This is a genomic window from Streptomyces sp. NPDC026672 (assembly GCF_040638185.1).
Taxonomy (GTDB): domain Bacteria; phylum Actinomycetota; class Actinomycetes; order Streptomycetales; family Streptomycetaceae; genus Streptomyces.
The window spans coordinates 42,577-62,768 of record NZ_JBEZXS010000043.1; the positions used below are offsets into that span (position 1 = coordinate 42,577).

The window sequence follows — 20,192 nt, forward strand, 5'->3', positions numbered from 1 at the left end:
GCCGGGTGGGGCGCGGGCGTGATCGCCGTGCGCGAGCCGCCGATGTCTCGCGCGAGACGGGGCAGCCGTGCGGGAGGGCCGGCGGGCCGTCGCGCATCCCGTGCCCTCGCGCGTCCCGTCCGCTCCTGCGGGAGTGCTCCGGGCGGCGGTCAGCGGGCGGCGGCGTCGGCGAGGGCCGCCAGGGCGGTGGCGAGCCGGGTCGGTCCGGGGCCGGGCGGGCCGCCCGGCTCGGTCATGTACGTGTCCCGGCGGATCTCCACCATGAGGGCGGCGACCCGGGGTTCGGTGCCGTGGAACTCCAGCGGGACGTAGGCCCCGGCGAAGGGGCTGTCGAGTCCGGTCCCGCCGCACCCGGCGAACGCCTCCCGGGCCGACCGGGTCAGCTCGGGCGGGGTGTGGAAGGCGTCGGTGCCCAGGCAGACCGCCGGCCGCGGGCCCTCGCCGTGCAGTTCGTAGGGCAGCCGGCGGGCGGGGTAGGAGTGGACGTCGACGACGACGGCCCGTCCGGTGGCCGCGAGGCGGTCGCGGACCGCCTCGGTCATCGCCCGCGCGTACGGCCGGAAGTAGCGCTCGACCAGCGGCTCCTCGGCGGTCTCCGCCGCGCGCAGCCGGGCGCCGTGGGTGGTGCGCGTGTAGACCGCGCCCATGCCGACGGCGCGCATCTCCTCCCGCTCGTCCGGGAACCGCTCCGGGTCGACCACCAGCCGCGACAGCCGGTTCACGAACCGCCAGGGCGTGCGGTCGGCGAGCGCGGCGGCGACCTCGGCGATCCGTGCCGTGTGGGCGTCCGTGATGTGGTCCAGCTCCTCCTCCAGCGCGGCGTCGTCGAGGACGATGTCCGCGCGCACGGCGGCCGGTATGTTGCGCGAGGAGTGCGGCACGTGGAGGATCACGGGGCTGTCGGCGTCGCCCGGCAGCAGCTCGAAGGAGGGGGTGGCGGCGGGGGCCATGGGCTGCTCCGGGGGCGTTGTCAGTGGCGTGGTGCAGGATCAAAGGTGCCACATCGATCAACGAGTTCCCGTGGGGGGAACAGCATGCCCGTGAGCAACCGGCAGGCGGCCGACCGGCCGTTCCTGCACGCCCTGTACCGCTCCTCGTACTACCCGGACCACGTGGTGGACCGGGGCCGGGACGTCCTGCTGCGCCTGTGCGAGCGGATCGAGGAGGAGCGGCCCGCCGACCTCGCCTCGCTCTACGTCCTGACGCAGGAGGCCACCGACGAGTTCAACGACCTCCAGGAGGTGTTCGTGGCGGCGGGCAGCGAGATCGAGACGGTGGCCCGGGAGGAGATAGCCGAGGACTTCTGGTTCATCGCATCGGCGTACGGCTTCCCGGAGGCGGACGTGGAGCAACTGATAGCCACGCGGGACTGGTGACGGCCGCCTCCCGGCGAGGGGGGCGAAAACACGGGCCGACGGGCCGGGGTGCGCACGGGGGTCGGCGGCGCGCCCGCCGTACGCGGAAGGGGCCCGGCCGGGGGTCCGGACGCGTCCGGCGTCCGTCCGCCGCCGACGCAGGCACGGCGGGCGCAGGCACTGCGGGCCCGAACGGCCCGCCTCGTCCGCGCCGTTCGCGCCGTTCGCCGAGACCCGTTGACGCGACCGCGCCCCGGCCGGGGTGGTCCCGGGCGGGGCGCGGTGTGAGGAGCGGTGCGGGGTGCGTCAGTTCAGGGACGCGAGCGTCTCGTTCCAGGTGGTCGACGGGCGCATCACCGCGTCGGCCCTGTCCTTCTCCGGACGGTAGTAGCCGCCGATGTCGGCCGGGGAGCCCTGCACGGCGAGCAGCTCGTCGACGATCCGCCCCTCGTTCTCGGACAGCGTCTCGGCGAGCGGGCCGAACGCCTTGGCGAGGTCGGCGTCGTCGGTCTGCGCGGCCAGCTCACGCGCCCAGTACAGGGACAGGTAGAAGTGGCTGCCGCGGTTGTCGATGCCGCCCACCCGGCGGGTCGGGGACTTGTCCTCGTCGAGGAAGGTCGCCGTGGCGCGGTCCAGGGCGTCGGCGAGGACCTTGGCGCGGGTGTTGCCGGTGGTCTCGGCGTACTGCTCCAGGGAGGGCACCAGGGCGAAGAACTCACCGAGCGAGTCCCAGCGCAGGTAGTTCTCCTTGACCAGCTGCTGGACGTGCTTGGGCGCGGAACCGCCGGCGCCGGTCTCGAAGAGGCCGCCGCCCGCCATCAGCGGGACGACCGAGAGCATCTTGGCGCTGGTGCCCAGCTCCAGGATGGGGAAGAGGTCGGTGAGGTAGTCGCGCAGCACGTTGCCGGTGACGGAGATGGTGTTCTCGCCGCGGCGGATGCGCTCCACGGACAGCTGCGCCGCCTCGTCCGGGGACAGGACGCGGATGTCCAGGCCCTCGGTGTCGTGCTCCGGCAGGTACTGGCGGACCTTGGCGATCAGGGCGGCGTCGTGCGCGCGGGTCTCGTCCAGCCAGAAGACGGCCGGGTCGCCGGTGGCGCGGGCGCGGGTGACGGCCAGCTTGACCCAGTCGCGGATCGGGGCGTCCTTGGTCTGGCAGGCGCGGAAGATGTCGCCGGCGGAGACGGTCTGCTCCAGCACGGCCTCGCCGGACGCGTCGACCAGGCGGACCGTGCCGGTCACCGGGATCTCGAAGGTCTTGTCGTGGGAGCCGTACTCCTCGGCCTTCTGCGCCATGAGGCCGACGTTCGGCACCGAGCCCATGGTGGACGGGTCGTAGGCGCCGTGGGCCCGGCAGTCCTCGATGACGGCCTGGTAGACACCGGCGTAGGAGGAGTCCGGGATCACCGCGAGGGTGTCCGCCTCCTGGCCGTCGGGGCCCCACATGTGGCCGGAGGTGCGGATCATGGCCGGCATGGAGGCGTCGACGATCACGTCGGAGGGGACGTGCAGGTTGGTGATGCCCTTGTCGGAGTCGACCATGGCGAGGGCCGGGCCCTCGGCCAGCTCGGCGTCGAAGGACGCCTTGATCTCGGCGCCCTCGGGCAGGCTCTCCAGGCCCTTGAAGATGCCGCCCAGGCCGTCGTTCGGGGTCAGGCCGGCCGCGGCGAAGCTCTCGGCGTACTTCGCGAACGTCTTCGGGAAGAAGGCGCGCACCACGTGACCGAAGATGATCGGGTCGGAGACCTTCATCATCGTGGCCTTCAGGTGCACGGAGAACAGGACGCCCTCCTCCTTGGCGCGGGCGATCTGCGCGGTCAGGAACTCGCGCAGCGCGGCGACGCGGAGCACGGAGGCGTCGACGACCTCACCGGCGAGCACCGGCACCGACTCGCGCAGCACGGTGGTGGTGCCGTCGTCGCCGACCAGCTCGATACGCAGCGCGCCGTCCTCGGTGATGGTCACCGACTTCTCGGTGGTGCGGAAGTCGTTGTCGCCCATGGTCGTCACGTTGGTCCTGGACTCGGGGGACCAGGCGCCCATGCGGTGCGGGTGGGTCTTGGCGTAGTTCTTGACCGAGGCGGGGGCGCGGCGGTCGGAGTTGCCCTCGCGCAGGACCGGGTTGACCGCGGAGCCCTTGATCTTGTCGTAGCGGGCGCGGATGTCGCGCTCCTCGTCGGTCTTGGGGTCGTCCGGGTAGTCCGGCAGCGCGTAGCCCTTGGCCTGGAGCTCGGCGACGGCGGCCCGCAGCTGCGGGATGGACGCCGAGATGTTCGGCAGCTTGACGATGTTGGCGGCGGGGGTCTTGGCGAGTTCGCCCAGCTCGTGGAGGGCGTCCGCGGTGCGCTGGTCCTCGGTCAGGTACTCCGGGAAGACGGCGATGATGCGTCCGGCCAGCGAGATGTCGCGGGTCTCCACGGAGACACCGGCCTGCGCGGCGTAGGCCTGGATCACCGGCAGGAACGAATGCGTCGCGAGGGCCGGGGCCTCGTCTGTGTAGGTGTAGATGATGGTCGAGTCAGTCACCGGGTGCTCCGCTCCACGTCTGCAACATTGCTCGACATCAAGATATCTCGTGACCGGCCCCGGCTCGACAGGGGCCCGTGGCTCGGAAAGGCGTGTGCTCGGACACAACCGATCACCCGCCCCGGTGGTCATGTCTGGTGATCGTCCACCGAACCGACGGCCGGCCCGACCAGCCGACCGCCCGAGCGAAAGCGGACCATGAGATATCGCACCCGAGTGACGGCCCCGGCCGCGCTGATCGGCACCGCCGCCGTCCTGGCCGCGGCCCCCGCGGTCCACGCCCTGCCCGCCACGGGGGCCCCGGCGGGCCCGGGACCCGAGACCCTCGGCGACCCCGTCTACCCGGCCCTCGGCAACGACGGCTACCGCGTCCACGCCTACCACCTCGACCTCTCCTACGACCCGGCCACGGGCCTGGTCGAGGCGAGCGCCACCCTGCGCATCCGCACCACGGCCGCCCTGACGCGGTTCTCCCTCGACGCCCTCGGCCTGGACATACGTTCCATATCCGTGGGCGGGCGGGCCGCCGTCTTCGAGCAGGCCGGGGAGAAGCTGCGGATCACGCCCGCGGGCCGGCTGCGCGCCGGGACGCGGACCACGGTGTGCGTCACGTACACCGCCGACCCGCGCCGGGCCCTGCCGCACACGGGCTGGGTGTCCACCCCGGACGGCTTCGCGGTGTGCGCGCAGCCGGAGTCGGCGCACACCGTGTTCCCCTGCAACGACCATCCGTCGGACAAGGCCGACTTCACCTTCCGCATCACGGTCCCGGCGGGGCTGCGGGGTGTGGCGAACGGCCTGCTCACCGGCGTCGAGACCCTGGCCGACGGGCGGGTCGCGCACTCGTACGCGTCGCGTTCCCCGATGGCCACCGAGCTCGTGCAGATCACCGTCGGCGACTACGTCGTGCGGGAGCGGCAGGGCCCGCACGGGCTGCCGCTGCGCGACGTCGTCCCCGCCGCCCGCGCCGCCGCCCTGGAACCGGCGCTCGCGCTCACCCCCGGCCAGATCACCTGGCTGGAGGCCCGCCTCGGCGCGTTCCCGTTCGAGACGTACGGGCTGCTGCCCTGCAACTCCGACGACCCGAGCGCGTTCGACTTCACCGGTCTGGAGACCCAGACCCTCACCCTGTACAAGCCGAACTTCCTGCTCCAGCCCGAGCGGAGCATCGGCTCGCACATGATGCACGAGCTGGTGCACTCCTGGTTCGGCAACCTGGTCTCCCCCGCCACCTGGGCCGACCTGTGGCTGAACGAGGGCCACGCCGACTTCTACGGGCTGCTGTACCGCTACGAGAAGGGCTGGCCGGACTCGCTGGGGCTCACCACCCTGGAGGCCCGGATGCGGGACACCTACGCGCGCGGCGACCAGTGGCGCCGCGACTCCGGGCCGGTCGCCGCGCCGAACGCCGTGAACCTCTTCGACGACCAGCGCTACCTGGGCGGTGTCCTCGTCCTGTTCGCGCTGCGCGAGCTGATCGGCGAGGACACCTTCCGCGCCGTGGAGACCACGTTCCTCGACCGCTTCCGCAACTCCTGCGCGTCGACCGAGGACTACATCGCCGTCGCCTCGGAGGTGAGCGGGCAGGACCTGTCGGGCTTCCTGCGCGACTGGCTGTACGGCACGAGGACGCCGCGGATGCCGGGGCACCCGGACTGGACGGTGGTGCCGCCGGCCGCCGGCGCGGCGCCGCGCCGCCCGCGCGACACCCACCGCCACGGCGACAACTCGGCGACGCTGTAGGGACGTTCGGCGGGGATGCTCGACACCCCGTTGACGCTGTAAGGGCGTTCGGCGCGGATGCTCGCTCGACACCTCGCGCGGGGCGGGAGGCGGGAGGACCCGTCCTCCCGCCCCGCGCGGGGCCGCCGTCGGCGGCCGTGGGCGCTCGCGCGGATCGTCAGGACGCGGTCCGCTCGGCGCGGGGCCCGTCGGGGTGGGCGAGGCCGAGGTGGTCGCGCAGGGTGGTGCCCTCGTAGTCGGCGCGGAAGACGCCCCGTTCCTGGAGGAGCGGGACGACGGTGTCGGCGAAGGTGTCGAGGCCGCCCGGCGTGATGTGGGGCACGAGGATGAAGCCGTCGCTGACGCCGGCCTGCACGAACTCGTTGATGGTGCGCGCGACGGTGGCCGGGGAGCCGACGAAGGTCTGCCGGTTGCCGGTCTGGATGACCAGGTCGCGGATGGACCAGCCGTGGGCCGCGGCGCGTTCGCGCCACTCCCGGGCGACGGCGAGCGGGTCGCGGTACATGCGCACCTGGGCGCGGCCCCGGGAGATGTGCTCGTCGCCCACGTGCGGGTCGATGTCGGGCAGCGGTCCGTCCGGGTCGTACGAGGAGAGGTCCCGGTTCCACACGAATTCGAGGTGCTTGATGGCGGTGGCCCCGCTGACCTGGGCCCTGCGGACCTCGTGGGCGAGTTCCGCGGCCTCCTCGTCGGTGTCGCCGAGCACGAAGGTCGCGGCGGGCAGGATGAGCAGGTCGTCGTGGCGGCGGCCGTACTTGGCGAGGCGGCCCTTGACGTCGGTGTAGAAGGCGCGGCCCTCGTCCGGGGTGGCGTAGCGGCTGAAGATGGCGTCGGCGTCGGAGGCGGCGAACTCGCGGCCCTCGTCGGAGTCACCGGCCTGGAAGATCACCGGGCGGCCCTGTGGGGAGCGCGGGACGTCGAACCGTCCGTGGATGTCGAAGTGCTGTCCCTGGTGGACGAAGGCGCCGGCCTTGGCGTCGCGCAGGAAGGTGCCGGTGGCCTGGTCGGCGAGGATCTCGTCGCCCCGCCAGGAGTCGAAGAGTTCGTTCGCGGTGGCCAGGAACTCCTTGGCGCGGGAGTAGCGCTCGTCCTGGGGGAGGAAGCCGCCGCGGCGGAAGTTCTCGCCGGTGAAGGCGTCCCAGGAGGTGACGACGTTCCAGGCGGAGCGGCCGTCCGAGAGGTGGTCGAGGCTGGCGAACTGGCGGGCCACCTCGTAGGGCTCGTTGAAGGTCGAGTTGATGGTGCCGGTCAGGCCGATGCGGTCGGTGACGGCGGCCAGCGCGGCGAGCACGGTGAAGGTGTCGGGGCGGCCCACGACGTCCAGGTCGTAGATCCGGCCGCCCTGTTCGCGCAGGCGCAGGCCCTCGGCGAGGAACAGGAAGTCGAATTTGGCGCGTTCGGCGGTCCGCGCGAAGTGGGCGAACGAGCCGAACTCGATGTGGCTGCCGGCGGCCGGGTCGCTCCACACGGTGGTGTTGTTGACGCCGGGGAAGTGCGCGGCGAGGTGGATCTGCTTCTGCGGCTTGCTCATCTCGGTGCGGTCCCCTCGGCTCAGACGGCGGTGTGGCGGTTGGCGGGCCGGGCGAGCCCGAGCAGTCCGCGCAGGGTGTCGGCCTCGTAGGCGTGCCGGAAGCGCTCCCGGCGCCGGAGTTCGGGCACCAGGCCGCGGGTGATGCGGGGCAGGTCGTGCGCATGGACGGCGGGCCGCAGCCGGAAGCCGGTGAGCCCGCCCTCGGCCAACTCCTCCAGGAGGTCGGCGAGTCGGGCCGGGGTGCCGGCGAAGATCCGGGCGTCGCTGCGGTACGGCTCCCCGGCGAGGTCGTTGAGCCGGGCCCGGCGTTCCTCGGCCGCGTCCTGGTCGTCGTCGAGGAACACGACGAGGTCGCCGAAGACGTGCAGCGGTTCGCCGGCGCGGCCCGCGGCGGCCTGTTCGGCGCGGATCTCGTCCACGACGGCACGGGCCTGGCCGGTGTCGTGCGGGGTGACGTAGCCGACGTCGGCCTGCCGGGCCACGAGCCGGTAGGGCACGGTGCCGTGGGCGAGGGCGGTGACGAGCGGCTGGCCCTGGGGCGGGCGGGGGGTGATGGAGGGGCCCTTGACGCTGAAGTGGCGGCCCTCGAAGTCGATGTAGTGCAGTTTGCCGCGGTCGACGAAGCGGCCGGTGGCGACGTCCCGGATCTCCGCGTCGTCCTCCCAGCTGTCCCAGAGCCTGCGCACGACCTCGACATGGTCGGCGGCCTCGTCGAACAGGTCGGTGACCAGGTCCTGCGCGGCCGGGCTGTCGTAGGCGTCGATCCGGGGGACGGTGCGGCGGCCGAAGTGGGCGGCCTCGTTCGGGCGGGCGTCGATCCGGACGCGCAGTCCGGCGCGGCCGGTGCTCACATAGTCGAGGGTGGCGATCGCTTTGGAGATATGGAACGGCTCTGTGTGCGTGGCCACTACGGTCGGCACCAGACCTATGTGGCGGGTGAGGGGTGCCACGCGGGCGGCGACCAGGACGGCGTCGAGTCGGCCGCGCACCTGGTCGGTGCGGTCGTCGGGGTCGAGGAGGTGCGAGGACTGGAGGCCGAGGCCGTCCTCGAAGGTCACGAAGTCGAGCAGTCCGCTCTCGGCCTCGGCGACCAGGCCGGCCCAGTGTCCGGCGGTGAACAGGTCACGGGGGCGGGCGGCCGGCTCGCGCCAGGAGGCGGGGTGCCAGCCGGTGCCGTCCAGGGCGACGGCGAGATGCAGGGGTGCGGAAGAAGATGGGGCCACGGGTGGGTGCCTTCCTGGATGTCCGTACGAGAGCGCGGGCCCGCGCACGGCGCGGCGGGTCCTACGGCTGGGGCGGCGTCAGGAACAACAGAGCGCGCCGGCCACGCGCAGCAGATCGATGTGCGACCGGGAGTGGAGACGGACGGCACGGCGGAGGCGGACCATGTCCACACCTCCGTCCGTCGGGCCCACGTCCCGCCGAACGGCGGTCGCGGCACACATCTCGTCGCCGGCACCAACACCGCGCCCGCCGTGTGTGTTCCCGGCCGCGCGAGCCCGTCCGCGGGATGGACCGGTGTCGATGGCCGTCACCTGCGCGGGGAGTCGGGCAGGGGCGTCGTGTGCACGGCCCGGTCCAGGATCTGGACGGCGGCGCCCGCGGCCTCCGGACCGGCGCAACGGGCGTGGTGGCGGCGGGAGGTGCGCAGGGGCGACGGCGGCGTGCGGCGTGTGCGGCCGGTGCCGGTCCCTGGGCGCCCCATGATTCCCTACCTTTTCACTAGGATTTCCCGTCCGGAGTTTCGATCGAGTCCCGCACGGCGTCAAGAGGGCGTCCACGCCTGGGACACCGGGCGTACCGCGGGGCGGACACCCCGGGCCCACCGTGGCCCGGCGCCACCGCCCACCGCGGCCCGCGCGCCACCGCCCGGCCGGTCACGGTGCGCGACGGCCGCTCACCCGAACGGCGCGCCCTGCTGGTCCCGGGCGGCGGGCGGTGGTGGCGTGGAGTCACGTTCCGTGTTCCGAGGAGGCCACCGCGATGAACCGTCCGTCCCGTCCTGTGCGTGTTCTCGCGCCGGCCCTGGCGGCGGCGACGCTGCTGGCCGTGACCGCCTGTTCGGACGACGGGGAGGCCACCGCCGCGGCGCCCGCCTCCCCCGCGGCCGAGCGCTCCCCGGACCCGGCCGGGAGCCCCACCGGGAGTCCGTCCCCGAGCCCGACCTCGACGCGGACGCTCACCGGGGCCGGGGCGAAGGCCGCGCTGATCACCGAGGCGGACATCGAGGACAACTGGACGCAGGCCGCCGACGCGGCGTCCTGGCGGGACAAGATGCTGATCGGCACCGTGGACGCCGCCGCGTTCCTGAACGCCAGGACCGACGCCCAGGACTGCCAGAAGCTGCTCGACAGCCTCTACTCGGACAGCCTGCTGGGCCGCGCCTCGGGCGCGTCCGCGCTCACCGGGTTCACCGACGACGACGCGCGGCTGCTCTACCAGGTCGGCGACTACGGCCAGGAGTCCCTGGACAAGTCCCTGGCCTGGATCAAGAGCCTTCCGCAGAAGTGCGACCAGTTCACGGCGAAGGGCTCCGACGGCGGCGACCGCACGGTCCAGGTCGTGGAGTCCTCGCTGCCCGACGCGGGCGACGCCCGCGAGGGCATCACGGTGACCGTGCAGGGGACCACGGACGGGAACCCGACGACGCTCACCGCGGACGTGGCCGCGCTGCGGGTCGGCGCCTCCGGTGCCACCGTCACCAACGGCGGTCTGTCCGGCGCCGATCACGACAGCACCGAGATGGCGGTGCAGCAGGGCGCACAGCGTCTCCAGGACGTGCTGGCGGGCCACACACCGACGTCGAACCCGAGCGAGTTCGACTGACGGAGGGGCGCGGGAGGCCGTGCGCGCACCCTCCCCAAGAACAGCGCCATGTGACATAGTACTGGCGTGACCAAGCGGTTGACCTGCGATGTCGTGGTGGTCGGCGCCGGGATGGTGGGCGCGGCCTGTGCCCTGTACGCGGCGCGGGCGGGCCTGGACGTCGTCGTGGTGGACCGGGGCCCGGTGGCGGGCGGCACCACCGGCGCGGGCGAGGGCAATCTGCTGGTCTCCGACAAGGAACCCGGGCCCGAACTCGAACTGGCCCTGCTGTCCGGCCGGTTGTGGGCGGAGCTGGCCGAGGAGTTCGGAAGCGCGGTCGAGTACGAGCCCAAGGGCGGCATCGTGGTCGCCTCCTCCCCCGGGGCGCTGGCCTCCCTCACGCGCCTCGCGGCGGACCAACGCGCCGCGGGTGTCGTCACGGACGCCCTGGACGCCGGAGAACTCCGCACGCTGGAGCCGCACTTGGCACCCGGCCTGGCCGGCGGCGTGCGCTATCCGCAGGACGCGCAGGTGATGCCCGCGCTGGCCGCCGCCCGGCTGCTGCGCGCCTCCGGCGCCCGGCTGTGCACGGGCCGGACCGTGACCGGGGTGCCCCGCACGGCCCGGGGCGCGGTGCGGGGCGTGCGCACCGACGGCGGGGACGTCCACGCCCCGGCCGTGATCAACGCGGCCGGCACCTGGGGCGGTGAACTCGCCGCCCTGGCGGGCGTCCGGCTGCCGGTGCTCCCCCGGCGCGGCTTCGTCCTGGTCACCGAGCCGCTGCCCCGGCTGATCCGGCACAAGGTGTACGCGGCGGACTACGTGGCCGACGTGGCCAGCGACTCGGCCGCGCTCCAGACCTCGCCCGTGGTCGAGGGCACGGCGGCAGGCCCCGTGCTGATCGGGGCGAGCCGCGAACGGGTGGGCTTCGACCGGTCGTTCGCGCTGCCCGTCGTACGGGCGCTGGCGCTCGGGGCGACCCGGCTGTTCCCGTTCCTGGAGCAGGTGCGGGCGCTGCGCGCGTACGCCGGGTTCCGGCCTTATCTGCCCGATCACCTGCCCGCGATCGGCCCCGACCCCCGGGTCCTCGGCCTCTTCCACGCGTGCGGGCACGAGGGCGCGGGCATCGGGCTGGCCACCGGCACCGGGCAGTCGGTCGCGCGGGCGCTGACCGGGAAGGCGGCGGAGATCGACCTCGCGCCGTTCCGCCCGGACCGCTTCGGCGACGATCCGGACCCGTTCCCGTTCCCGGGACAGGAGGCGAACCAGGCGTGAATCCCCTGGAGTTGGCAGGCGCGCGGCCGGGCCCCGCGTTCACCGTGACGTTCGACGGGCGGAGCGTCGAGGCGCTGCCGGGCCGGACGGTCGCCGCCGTGCTGTGGTCGGCGGGGGTGACGGCCTGGCGCACCACCCGCGGCGCGGGCCGCCCGCGCGGGGTGTTCTGCGGGACCGGGGTGTGCTTCGACTGTCTGGTGACCGTCAACGGCCGCCCCGGCGTGCGCGCCTGCCTGGTGCTCGCGCGGCCGGGCGACGACATCCGTACGCAGGAGGGGACGGGCCACGATGGCTGAGCGAGCGCACCTCGCCGTGGTCGGGGCGGGCCCGGCCGGACTCGCCGCGGCGCTGGCGGCGGCCACGCGGGGCGTCCGGGTGACGCTGGTGGACGCGGGCGAGCAGGCGGGCGGCCAGTTCTACCGGCAGCCCGCCGCCGCGCTCGGCGCCCGCAGGCCCGGGGCCCTGCACCACGAGTGGCGCACCTGGGAGCGGCTGCGCGCCGGGCTCGACCGGCAGCTCGCGGCCGGGCGGGTACGGCATCTGACGGATCATCATGTGTGGGGCGTGGAGCGGGAGTCGGCGGGGGCCGGGTTCGCCGTGCACGCGCTGCTCGGGCCCGCCCAGGAGGACGGGGTCGTGGTGCGCGCCGACGCGGTGCTGCTCGCCACCGGCGGCCACGAGACGGTGCTGCCGTTCCCCGGCTGGACGCTGCCCGGCGTGGTCACCGCGGGCGGGGCGCAGGCCATGCTGAAGGGCGGGCTCGTGCTGCCGGGGCGTACGGCGGTCGTCGCCGGGACCGGGCCGCTGCTGCTGCCCGTGGCGACGGGGCTCGCGGCGGCGGGCGCGCGGGTGGCCGCACTGGTCGAATCCGCCGACCCCCGGGCCCTGTCGAGGCATTCGGCGGCCCTCGTGGCACGGCCCGAGAAGCTCGCGGAGGGCGCGCGGTACGCGGCGGGGCTGCTGCGGCACCGGGTGCGGGTGCTGGTGCGGCACGCGGTGGTCGAGGCGTACGGCGGCGACCGGCTGGAGGCCGTGACCGTGGCCGCGCTCGACGCGGGCGGGCGCACCCGGCCCGGCAGCGCACGCCGTCTTCCGTGCGACACCCTGGCCGTGGGGCACGGTCTGCTGCCGCACACCGACCTCGCCGAGACCCTGGGCTGCGCCCTGGAGGGCATGGGCGTCAGGGTCGACGCCGAGCAGCGCACCGACGTGCCCGGCGTCTGGGCGGCCGGGGAGGCGACCGGTGTCGGCGGCGCCGCGCTCGCGCTGGCCGAGGGGCACATCGCCGGCCGCTCGATCGCCGCCCGGCTGCGGGGCGCCGTCCCGGACCCGCGTACCTGGGTGGCGGCGGACCGGGCCCGGACGCGGCTGCGCGCGTTCTTCACCGCGCTCGACGCGGTGTGCGCGCCGCCCGCCGGGTTGGCCCGCTCGGTTCCGGACGACACGGTGGTGTGCCGCTGCGAGGAGGTCACCGCCGGTGAGGTCCGCGCGGCCACCGAGGAGTGGGGGGCCGGGGACCTGCGGACCGTCAAGCTGCTCACACGGGCCGGAATGGGCTGGTGCCAGGGCCGGATGTGCGGGCCCGCGGTCGCCGCGGTCACCGGCTGCCCGCTCGTGCCGGCCCGCCGTCCGCTGGCCCGGCCGGTGCCGCTGGGGGTGCTCGCGGGACGGGAGGAGCACCTGGAGTGAGTCCGATGCCGGGCGCGAGGAGGCCCTGGAGTGAGTCCGGAGCCGTGCGCATTCAGTGCCGTGTCACACCGTAGTGATGGGGGAACCGCCCATGTCCGATCCGCAGCACCGTCCCTGGCGGGGCGTCCTGGTCGCCACCGCCCTGCCCCTGCGCGACGACCTCACCGTGGACTTCGACCGGTACGCCGAGCACTGCGCCTGGCTGGTGGCGAACGGCTGTGACGGCGTCGTGCCCAACGGCTCGCTCGGCGAGTACCAGACCCTCACCCCCGAGGAGCGCGCCCGGGTCGTGGAGACGGCCGTGGCGGCCGTCGGCGGGGCGCGGGTGATGCCGGGCGTCGCCGCCTACGGCTCCGCGGAGGCCCGCCGCTGGGCCGAGCAGGCGGCCGGGGCCGGGTGCGCCTCGGTGATGCTGCTGCCGCCCAACGCCTACCGCGCCGACGAGCGTTCCGTGCTCGCGCACTACGCCGAGGTCGCGCGGGCGGGCCTGCCCGTCGTGGCGTACAACAACCCGATCGACACCAAGGTCGACCTCGTGCCCGAACTGCTCGCCCGGCTGCACGGGGAGGGGTACGTGCAGGGCGTCAAGGAGTTCTCCGGCGATGTCCGCCGCGCCTATCGGATCGCCGAACTCGCCCCTGAACTGGACCTGTTGGTGGGCGCCGACGACGTACTCCTTGAGCTGGCCGTCGCGGGCGCCAAGGGCTGGGTGGCGGGGTACCCGAACGCGCTGCCCGCCTCCTGCACCGCGCTGTACCGGGCGGCCGTGGCCGGCGACCTCGGCACGGCGCTCCCCCTGTACCGCCAGCTGCATCCGCTGCTGCGCTGGGACTCGCGGGTCGAGTTCGTGCAGGCCATCAAGGTGTCGATGGACCTCGCGGGGCGGTACGGCGGACCGGTGCGGCCACCGCGCGCCGCGCTGCTGCCGGGACAGGAGGCGGCCGTCCGCGCGGCCACCGAGAAGGCCCTCGCCGCGGGCCTGGGCTGAGAGGGGACCGACCGTGCGCAGCAGACTCGTCCTGCACGCCGTCGACTCGCACACCGAGGGCATGCCGACCCGGGTGATCACCGGGGGCATCGGCACCGTCCCGGGCGCGACGATGAACGAACGGCGGCTGTGGTTCCGCGAACACCGCGATGACGTCAAGCGGTTGCTGATGAACGAACCGCGCGGGCACTCCGCGATGAGCGGCGCGATCCTCCAGCCGCCGACCCGTCCCGACTGCGACTGGGGTGTGCTCTACATCGAGGTCTCCGGGTATCTGCCGATGTGCGGGCACGGGACGATCGGGGTGGCGACGGTGCTGGTCGAGACCGGGATGGTCGAGGTCGTCGAGCCCGTCACCACCATCCGGCTGGACACCCCGGCCGGGCTCGTCGTCGCCGAGGTCGCGGTGGAGGACGGCGCCGCCCGCGACGTCACCCTGCACAACGTGCCGTCGTTCTCGGCCGGGTTGGACCGCAAGGCCGTGCTGGCCGACGGGCGGACGGTGACGTACGACCTCGCCTACGGCGGGAACTTCTACGCCGTCCTGCCGCTGGAGGAGTTCGGCCTGCCCTTCGACCGGGCCCGCAAGGACGACATCCTGGCGGCGGGGCTGGCCCTGATGGACGCGGTCAACTCCGAGGCGGAGCCGGTGCATCCCGAGGACCCGTCGATCCGCGGCTGCCACCACGTCCACCTCTACGCGCCCGGCTCCACCGCCCGGCACTCGCGGCACGCCATGGTCATCCACCCCGGCTGGTTCGACCGTTCGCCGTGCGGCACGGGCACCAGCGCGCGCATGGCACAGCTGCACGCGCGGGGCGAACTCCCCCTGCACACCGAGTTCGTGAACGAGTCGTTCATCGGGACGCGGTTCACCGGGCGGCTGCTCGGCACGACCGAGGTGGCCGGCGTCCCGGCCGTGCTGCCGAGCTTCACCGGCAGGGCGTGGATCACGGGCACGGCCCAGTACCTCCTGGACCCCACCGATCCGTTCCCCGAGGGCTTCGTCCTCTAGGACGGCACCCGCATACACTCGGACGATGCGTGACATGGCACAGGGGACGGCCGCGCCGGGCGGGCCGGAACTGCCCCGGCTCGACGGCCGCCGCAGCAGCTACCGGGAGCGGGTCGCCGACGCGTTGCGGGCGGCCCTGATCGCGGGCGAACTGCGGCCGGGCGAGGTCTATTCGGCGCCGTCGCTCGCCGCCCGCTTCGGGGTCTCGGCGACTCCGGTGCGCGAGGCGATGCTCGACCTGGCCAAGGAGGGCCTGGTCGACACGGTGCCCAACAAGGGCTTCCGGGTGACCGCGGTCTCCGACCGGCAGCTCGACGAGTACACCCAGGTGCGCGGGCTCATCGAGATCCCCACGGTCGTGCAACTGGCCCGCACCGCCGACCGGGTGTCGCTGGAGGCGCTGCGCCCGGCCGCGCGGGAGATCGTGACGGCGGCCGTGGCGGGCGACCTCATCGCGTACGTGGAGGCGGACACCCGCTTCCACCTGGGGCTGCTGGCCCTCGCCGGCAACGGCCATCTCGTCGGGGTGGTCGCCGACCTGCGCGGCCGCTCACGGCTGTACGGTCTCACCGCGCTGGTGGAGGCGGGCCGGCTGCTGGCCTCCGCCGAGGAGCACCTCGCGATTCTCGACGCGCTGCTGGAGCGCGACGAACGCGCCGTACACACGATCATGACCCGCCACCTCGGCCACGTGCGCGGCCTGTGGGCGGCCCCGGAGTGACACGCCCGCGGCCGTCGCCGGGAGGGGTGCCCCGTCTGCCGCGGCGGGTTTCAGAGCGCGTCGGCCGCCGGGAGCGGCCAGGTCAGTCCTACGGCCTCCTCGCTCAACTCCCACAAGCGGTGGGCGATGGTGATGTCCTGCATCAGTGCGGTGGGCTGTTCCAGGACCGGTCGTCCCTTCGAGCGTGCCGTGCGCGGCCCCCACAGCTGGCCGCCCCGCACCTCGGGATCGAGCAGCGCCCGCACCGCCGGCCAGGCGGCCGAGTCCTTCCCCTGGACCAGGGGCGACAGGGGCGCCGCCTTCAGGAAGTCGGCCGCGCGGCGGAGGTGCACCGGGGGACGTGAAGGGGTGAGCCCGTCGAGCGCGCCACCGGGATGGGCCACGACGCTCGTCACCGGGACGTCCGCCTCCCGCAGCCGCCGGTCCAGTTCGAACCCGAAGACCATCTGGGCCAGCTTGGACATCCTGTAGACCTGAAAACCCTTGTAGGGGGCGGCCGTCGACTCGAGGTCGGCCATGTCCAGCCGGGCCGACCGGGCCGCGACACTCCCCATGGTGACCAGCCTGCCGCCCGGCTCCATCAGGGTCAGGAGGAGCGCACCCAGGGCGAAGTGGCCGAAGTGGTTGGTCCCCACCACGAGTTCGTGACCGTCCGCGGTCTCCCGCCGCTCCGGCTGCTTGAGCACACCGGCGTTGAACACCGCGCCGTCGAGACGGGTGCCCTTCAGCTCGTCGGCCGCGGAACGGACGGACCCGAGGTCCGCGAGGTCCACCACGAGCGAGCGCAGCCGCGCGCCGGGAACCCGCGCGCGGACGGCCTGACGCGCGGCGTCCAGCTTCGCGGGGGTCCTCGCCGCGAGGACGACCTCGGCACCCGTGGAGGCGAGCTGCTCGGTGACGAAGTATCCGATGCCCGAGGCGGCACCCGTGACGAGAAAGGTGCTCTCCGGCCGCCGCGGCAGCCGGTGGACGTCCCACATGGACGCTGATGACATGCGCTGCTCCCTGCTCCCGCCGGACCCGGTCCCCCGCTGGAACCGGCCCCGATTTTGGACTCTGCCGTCCAGAGATTGACACAAGCAAAATTGGACGCGCAAGTCCAAAGTGGGGGCGGACCGACGCCGGCGACCGGCATTCCACGGCGCCGGTGCGGGAACTACCGGATCGGCGTACCCGCCATGGAGACCGCACGGAAGGACGCACCACTGTCATGGGGAACAACCCGGAGGGGACGGACGGCCCGGTCTCGGACTCGGTCTCGGACTTGGACTCGGTCTCGGTCTCGGACTTGGACTCGGACTTGGACTCGGATTCAGCCTCGGAGTCGGATTCGACCTCGGACTCGTCGAGCTCGCGGACGGCGGGATCCGGCACGCGAAGTCCCGCGACCGGCACACCGGCCGATCCCTACGGGCCTTCCTTCGCACCCAGCCACTGGACGCCCACACGGCTGCGGGCCATGCGCGCGGCCGTGTCCACGCTGTTCTTCATCACCGGAGCGGCCTTCGCCACCTGGGCCTCCCGGGTCCCCGCGATCCAGGACCGGCTGGGGCTGTCCGAAGGACAGCTCGCCATCGCGCTGGTGGGCCTGAGCGGCGGAGCGTTCCTCGCCCTGCCCCTCATGGGCGGTCTGGTCGCCAGGTACGGCAGCCGACCGGTGCTGTTCACCGGAACCGCCGTCTACCTGACCGCCCTGGCCGGCCTCCCGTTCGCACCCGGCCTTCCCCTGCTGACCATGACCCTGGCCCTGTTCGCCTGCGGCAACACCGCCGTCGACGTCGCCATGAACACCCAGGCGATCCTGGTCGAACGTGCCTACGGGCGTGCCGTGCTGGGAGGCTTCCACGCCATGTTCAGCCTCGGGGGGATCGCCGGCGCCGTGGCCGGCAGCGCGGCGGCCTCCGCGGGGGTGGGAACGGGCCCGCACTTCGCCCTCACCTCCCTGGTGCTGTGCGGGGCAGCGGCCGTCACGGCGGTGGCCCTGATCCCCGATCCGCCGGAGCGGGCCGAGGACCCGGGCCCCCTGTTGGCCCTTCCCGGCGCCGGGCTGTGGATCCCCGGGCTCATCGCCTTCTGCGTCCTCATGGGAGAGGGCGTCATGAACGACTGGGGAGCGGTCTACCTCCACGACGTGACCGGGACGTCACCCGGCACGGCCGGAGCGGGATTCGCCGTCTTCTCCGCCGGAATGGTCCTCGGACGCCTCTTCGCAGACCGGCTCCGCGCCCGCGCCGGAACCGTGCGCTTCACCCTCGGCTGCGCCCTGGTCGCCACCGCCGGGGCAGTGATCGCGATCGCCGCCCCCAGCACCGGCACCGGCTTCGCCGGCTACGCACTCCTGGGCCTCGGCATGGCAGCGGTCATCCCGGTGATCTTCGGCTACGCGGCCCAGCTCCGCCCCGAACGCCCCGGACCCGCGATCGCCGCGGTCTCCACCGTCGGATACATCGGATTCCTTGCGGGCCCTCCCGCCATCGGAGGCATCGCCGAGATGGTGGACCTACGGGCCGCCATGCTCGTCCTGCCCACACTCATGACCACGATGGCCCTCCTCTCCCTCAAACTGCGCAGGCGCTGACACCGCGCGGAAGACCTCCATCGCGCGTCGGACGGCACCATCACCGTCGTCGAACGCCACCGGCTCGATGGCGGCACGAGTATCGACCGGCTCAGGACGGGCGTGGTGACCTGTTGCTCGACGCCGATGTCATGCGGCAGGCGAAGGCGTGATCGTCGGTGGGTTGAGGCGGGTGAAGGCTTTCTGGCGGTGGTACGGGAAGTACGGGTAGGGCGCTGTCCTGCCGCTGGCCGTGTCGAGTTTTGTCATCTGGTCGGGTGTGAGGGTCCAGCCGATGGCGCCGAGGTTCTGGCGAAGCTGCTCCTCGGTGCGGGCGCCGAGGATGACGGAGGAGACGGTCGGTCGTTGCAGCAGCCAGTTGATGGCGATCTGCGGAATGGCCTTGCCGGTCTCCTGCGCGATCTCGTCGAGGGCGTCGACCACGCGGTAGAGGTGTTCGTCCTCGACCGGCGGGCCGTAGTCCGCGGTGTCGTGCAGTCGGCTGTCGGCCGGGAGGGGCCGGCCGCGGCGGACCTTGCCGGTGAGCCGTCCCCAGCCGAGCGGGCTCCAGACGAGGGCTCCGAGGCCCTGATCGAGCCCGAGGGGCATCAGCTCCCACTCGTAGTCGCGGCCGACGAGGGAGTAGTAGACCTGATGTGCGACATGGCGCGGGTGGCCGTATCTCTCCGCGATCGCGAGGGACTTCATCGCCTGCCAGCCGGAGAAGTTGGAGATGCCGAGGTAGCGGACCTTCCCGGCTCGTACGAGATCGTCGAGTGCGGACAGGACCTCCTCGATCGGCGTGCCGGCGTCGAAGGCGTGCAGCTGGAACAGGTCGATGCGGTCGGTGCCGAGCCGGCGCAGGGCGTCCTCGCACGCGGTGATCAGACGGGAACGGGAAGCGCCCGCATCGCCCGGGCCGTCGCCCATCGGCAGGCCGGTCTTGGTGGACACGATCACCTGGTCCCTGCGGCCCTTGATCGCTTCGCCCAGCACCTCCTCGGAGGCGCCGCCGGAATAGACGTCGGCGGTGTCGAACATCGTGATCCCGGCGTCGAGGCAGATGTCCACGAGACGGCGGGCTTCTCGCGCATCGGTGTTGCCCCAGGCGCCGAACAGTGGCCCTCGGCCGCCGAAGGTGCCGGCGCCGAAGCTCAGTGCGGGGACCTTGAGGCCGGACGCGCCCAGCCGCCTGTACTCCATGACTGTTCCTCTCCACCTGCCCGATCCACCCGCCCGATCTGGCTAATGGGTCTCTAGTTCCGTTAATGTGGGCTCAACCTAGCAGACGCAGAGTGATTAACGAAACTGGAGTCCCGTTATGGGGTTTGAGGGTGCGGATCCGGGGACCGTCCGACCTGGAGGGCGTACGGCGCGGGTGCGGGCGGCGGTGCTACAGGCGGCGGGGGACGCCTTGGCGGAGCGAGGCTTTGCCCACCTGGACCTCGCCGACGTCGCGCGCCGCGCCGAGGTGGGCAAGACCACCGTCTACCGCCGCTGGGGAACGGTGACCATCCTGGTGGCCGACCTGCTGATGGACATGGCCGAGCAGTCACTGCCCCGTACGGAGACCGGCTCGCTGCTCGGTGACCTCAAGGCCAATGCCCGGCTCGTGCAGCGCACCTTGGCCGATCCGCGGCAAGGAGCTCTGTTCAAGGCGGTGATCGCGGCCGCCACCTGTGAGGCGAAGACGGCCGAGGCCCTGCACCGCTTCTACGACGTCCGCGTCGAGGAATGGGCACCCTGCGTCCAGCAGGCCGTCGACAGGGGCGAGGTGCCCGAGGGCACCGATGTCCACGAGGTGATCCGCGCCGTCTCCGCCCCGCTCTACTACCGGCTGCTGACCAGCAGCGGCAGCCTTGACGAAGCCGCCGCGGACCAGGCCGCCGAGGCCGCAGCGGCTGCGGCGCGTGCGGGCGCGTATCTGCGGGGTCCGCGGGGTCCGCGGGGCGACGAAGGGCGTGCGTGACCGGCTGTCCGCGTCCGG

General features: G+C 73.4%; 17 protein-coding genes and 1 pseudogene. 11 read left to right on the top strand and 7 right to left on the bottom strand.

The annotated features are described in order from the left end of the window. Positions 1-149: 149 nt before the first annotated feature. On the bottom strand, positions 150-950 hold the full coding sequence (locus tag AB0F77_RS34880) for an N-formylglutamate amidohydrolase (RefSeq protein WP_361956025.1): 801 nt from the start codon (positions 948-950) through the stop codon (positions 150-152). An 84-nt stretch (positions 951-1,034) separates the two neighbouring features. Here AB0F77_RS34880 and AB0F77_RS34885 point away from each other — a divergent pair, with 84 nt between their 5' ends. Then, positions 1,035-1,376: a DUF5713 family protein gene (locus AB0F77_RS34885; RefSeq protein WP_361956027.1), complete on the top strand. Its 342-nt coding sequence runs from the start codon at positions 1,035-1,037 to the stop codon at positions 1,374-1,376. Between the two features lie 285 nt (positions 1,377-1,661). On the opposite strand, the gene AB0F77_RS34890 is transcribed toward AB0F77_RS34885, so the two are convergent. Then, on the bottom strand, positions 1,662-3,881 hold the full coding sequence (locus AB0F77_RS34890; protein ID WP_361956029.1) for an NADP-dependent isocitrate dehydrogenase: 2,220 nt from the start codon (positions 3,879-3,881) through the stop codon (positions 1,662-1,664). Positions 3,882-4,079: 198 nt separating this feature from the next. Here AB0F77_RS34890 and AB0F77_RS34895 point away from each other — a divergent pair, with 198 nt between their 5' ends. Then, positions 4,080-5,624, top strand: coding sequence for a M1 family metallopeptidase (locus AB0F77_RS34895; RefSeq protein ID WP_361956031.1), 1,545 nt, complete (start codon positions 4,080-4,082; stop codon positions 5,622-5,624). A gap of 157 nt (positions 5,625-5,781) precedes the next feature. On the opposite strand, the gene AB0F77_RS34900 is transcribed toward AB0F77_RS34895, so the two are convergent. From AB0F77_RS34900 to AB0F77_RS34910, 3 genes and pseudogenes are all read right to left on the bottom strand, one after another. Next, positions 5,782-7,155: an NtaA/DmoA family FMN-dependent monooxygenase gene (locus AB0F77_RS34900; protein ID WP_361956033.1), complete on the bottom strand. Its 1,374-nt coding sequence runs from the start codon at positions 7,153-7,155 to the stop codon at positions 5,782-5,784. A gap of 20 nt (positions 7,156-7,175) precedes the next feature. Beyond that, on the bottom strand, positions 7,176-8,378 hold the full coding sequence (locus AB0F77_RS34905) for an LLM class flavin-dependent oxidoreductase (protein WP_361956035.1): 1,203 nt from the start codon (positions 8,376-8,378) through the stop codon (positions 7,176-7,178). Between the two features lie 308 nt (positions 8,379-8,686). Beyond that, positions 8,687-8,797 (bottom strand): annotated as a pseudogene (locus AB0F77_RS34910) (glutathione S-transferase family protein); the annotation flags it as partial. Between the two features lie 341 nt (positions 8,798-9,138). Between AB0F77_RS34910 and AB0F77_RS34915 the strand changes: the two are divergent. From AB0F77_RS34915 to AB0F77_RS34945, 7 genes are all read left to right on the top strand, one after another. After that, on the top strand, positions 9,139-9,981 hold the full coding sequence (locus tag AB0F77_RS34915; RefSeq protein WP_361956037.1) for a hypothetical protein: 843 nt from the start codon (positions 9,139-9,141) through the stop codon (positions 9,979-9,981). Positions 9,982-10,047: 66 nt separating this feature from the next. Further along, entirely contained in the window at positions 10,048-11,235 is a 1,188-nt protein-coding gene (locus tag AB0F77_RS34920; protein WP_361956039.1) for an FAD-dependent oxidoreductase, read from the top strand. Beyond that, a complete protein-coding gene (locus AB0F77_RS34925) occupies positions 11,232-11,531 on the top strand; it encodes a (2Fe-2S)-binding protein (RefSeq protein ID WP_361956041.1) in 300 nt (99 codons plus the stop codon). Before AB0F77_RS34920 ends, AB0F77_RS34925 begins: the two co-directional genes overlap by 4 nt. Next, positions 11,524-12,924 (top strand): FAD-dependent oxidoreductase, encoded by a 1,401-nt coding sequence (locus tag AB0F77_RS34930; protein ID WP_361956043.1) that lies wholly within the window; start codon positions 11,524-11,526, stop codon positions 12,922-12,924. The genes AB0F77_RS34925 and AB0F77_RS34930 overlap by 8 nt, the downstream gene beginning before the upstream one ends. 91 nt (positions 12,925-13,015) lie before the next feature. Then, positions 13,016-13,912: a dihydrodipicolinate synthase family protein gene (locus tag AB0F77_RS34935; RefSeq protein ID WP_361956045.1), complete on the top strand. Its 897-nt coding sequence runs from the start codon at positions 13,016-13,018 to the stop codon at positions 13,910-13,912. Positions 13,913-13,925: 13 nt separating this feature from the next. After that, a complete protein-coding gene (locus AB0F77_RS34940) occupies positions 13,926-14,927 on the top strand; it encodes a proline racemase family protein (RefSeq protein ID WP_361956047.1) in 1,002 nt (333 codons plus the stop codon). A gap of 25 nt (positions 14,928-14,952) precedes the next feature. Then, positions 14,953-15,648, top strand: coding sequence for a GntR family transcriptional regulator (locus tag AB0F77_RS34945; RefSeq protein WP_361956049.1), 696 nt, complete (start codon positions 14,953-14,955; stop codon positions 15,646-15,648). Between the two features lie 50 nt (positions 15,649-15,698). On the opposite strand, the gene AB0F77_RS34950 is transcribed toward AB0F77_RS34945, so the two are convergent. After that, complete coding sequence (locus AB0F77_RS34950) at positions 15,699-16,643, bottom strand: SDR family NAD(P)-dependent oxidoreductase (protein ID WP_361956051.1); 945 nt, start codon at positions 16,641-16,643, stop codon at positions 15,699-15,701. Between the two features lie 464 nt (positions 16,644-17,107). Between AB0F77_RS34950 and AB0F77_RS34955 the strand changes: the two genes are divergently transcribed. Then, positions 17,108-18,226 carry an MFS transporter gene (locus AB0F77_RS34955; protein WP_361956053.1) on the top strand — a complete coding sequence of 373 codons (1,119 nt, stop codon included), beginning with the start codon at positions 17,108-17,110 and terminating at the stop codon, positions 18,224-18,226. 129 nt (positions 18,227-18,355) lie between these two features. Here AB0F77_RS34955 and AB0F77_RS34960 read toward each other — a convergent pair whose 3' ends face one another. Next, positions 18,356-19,408, bottom strand: coding sequence for an aldo/keto reductase (locus AB0F77_RS34960; protein WP_361956055.1), 1,053 nt, complete (start codon positions 19,406-19,408; stop codon positions 18,356-18,358). Between the two features lie 118 nt (positions 19,409-19,526). On the opposite strand from AB0F77_RS34960, the gene AB0F77_RS34965 reads away from it, so the two are divergent. Beyond that, the gene (locus AB0F77_RS34965; RefSeq protein WP_361956057.1) at positions 19,527-20,174 is read left to right on the top strand and encodes a TetR/AcrR family transcriptional regulator; all 648 of its coding nucleotides are present in this window, start codon (positions 19,527-19,529) and stop codon (positions 20,172-20,174) included. The last annotated feature ends 18 nt before the right edge of the window (positions 20,175-20,192 follow it).

Excerpts from the sequence above, each read along its gene's own strand:
- AB0F77_RS34880 (WP_361956025.1), bottom strand. The coding sequence starts at position 950 with ATGGCCCCCGCCGCCACCCCCTCCTTCGAGCTGCTGCCGGGCGACGCC.
- AB0F77_RS34885 (WP_361956027.1), top strand. The coding sequence starts at position 1,035 with ATGCCCGTGAGCAACCGGCAGGCGGCCGACCGGCCGTTCCTGCACGCC.
- AB0F77_RS34895 (WP_361956031.1), top strand. The coding sequence starts at position 4,080 with ATGAGATATCGCACCCGAGTGACGGCCCCGGCCGCGCTGATCGGCACC.
- AB0F77_RS34900 (WP_361956033.1), bottom strand. The coding sequence starts at position 7,155 with ATGAGCAAGCCGCAGAAGCAGATCCACCTCGCCGCGCACTTCCCCGGC.
- AB0F77_RS34915 (WP_361956037.1), top strand. The coding sequence starts at position 9,139 with ATGAACCGTCCGTCCCGTCCTGTGCGTGTTCTCGCGCCGGCCCTGGCG.
- AB0F77_RS34930 (WP_361956043.1), top strand. The coding sequence starts at position 11,524 with ATGGCTGAGCGAGCGCACCTCGCCGTGGTCGGGGCGGGCCCGGCCGGA.
- AB0F77_RS34935 (WP_361956045.1), top strand. The coding sequence starts at position 13,016 with ATGTCCGATCCGCAGCACCGTCCCTGGCGGGGCGTCCTGGTCGCCACC.
- AB0F77_RS34945 (WP_361956049.1), top strand. The coding sequence starts at position 14,953 with ATGCGTGACATGGCACAGGGGACGGCCGCGCCGGGCGGGCCGGAACTG.
- AB0F77_RS34950 (WP_361956051.1), bottom strand. The coding sequence starts at position 16,643 with ATGTCATCAGCGTCCATGTGGGACGTCCACCGGCTGCCGCGGCGGCCG.
- AB0F77_RS34955 (WP_361956053.1), top strand. The coding sequence starts at position 17,108 with ATGCGCGCGGCCGTGTCCACGCTGTTCTTCATCACCGGAGCGGCCTTC.
- AB0F77_RS34960 (WP_361956055.1), bottom strand. The coding sequence starts at position 19,408 with ATGGAGTACAGGCGGCTGGGCGCGTCCGGCCTCAAGGTCCCCGCACTG.
- AB0F77_RS34965 (WP_361956057.1), top strand. The coding sequence starts at position 19,527 with ATGGGGTTTGAGGGTGCGGATCCGGGGACCGTCCGACCTGGAGGGCGT.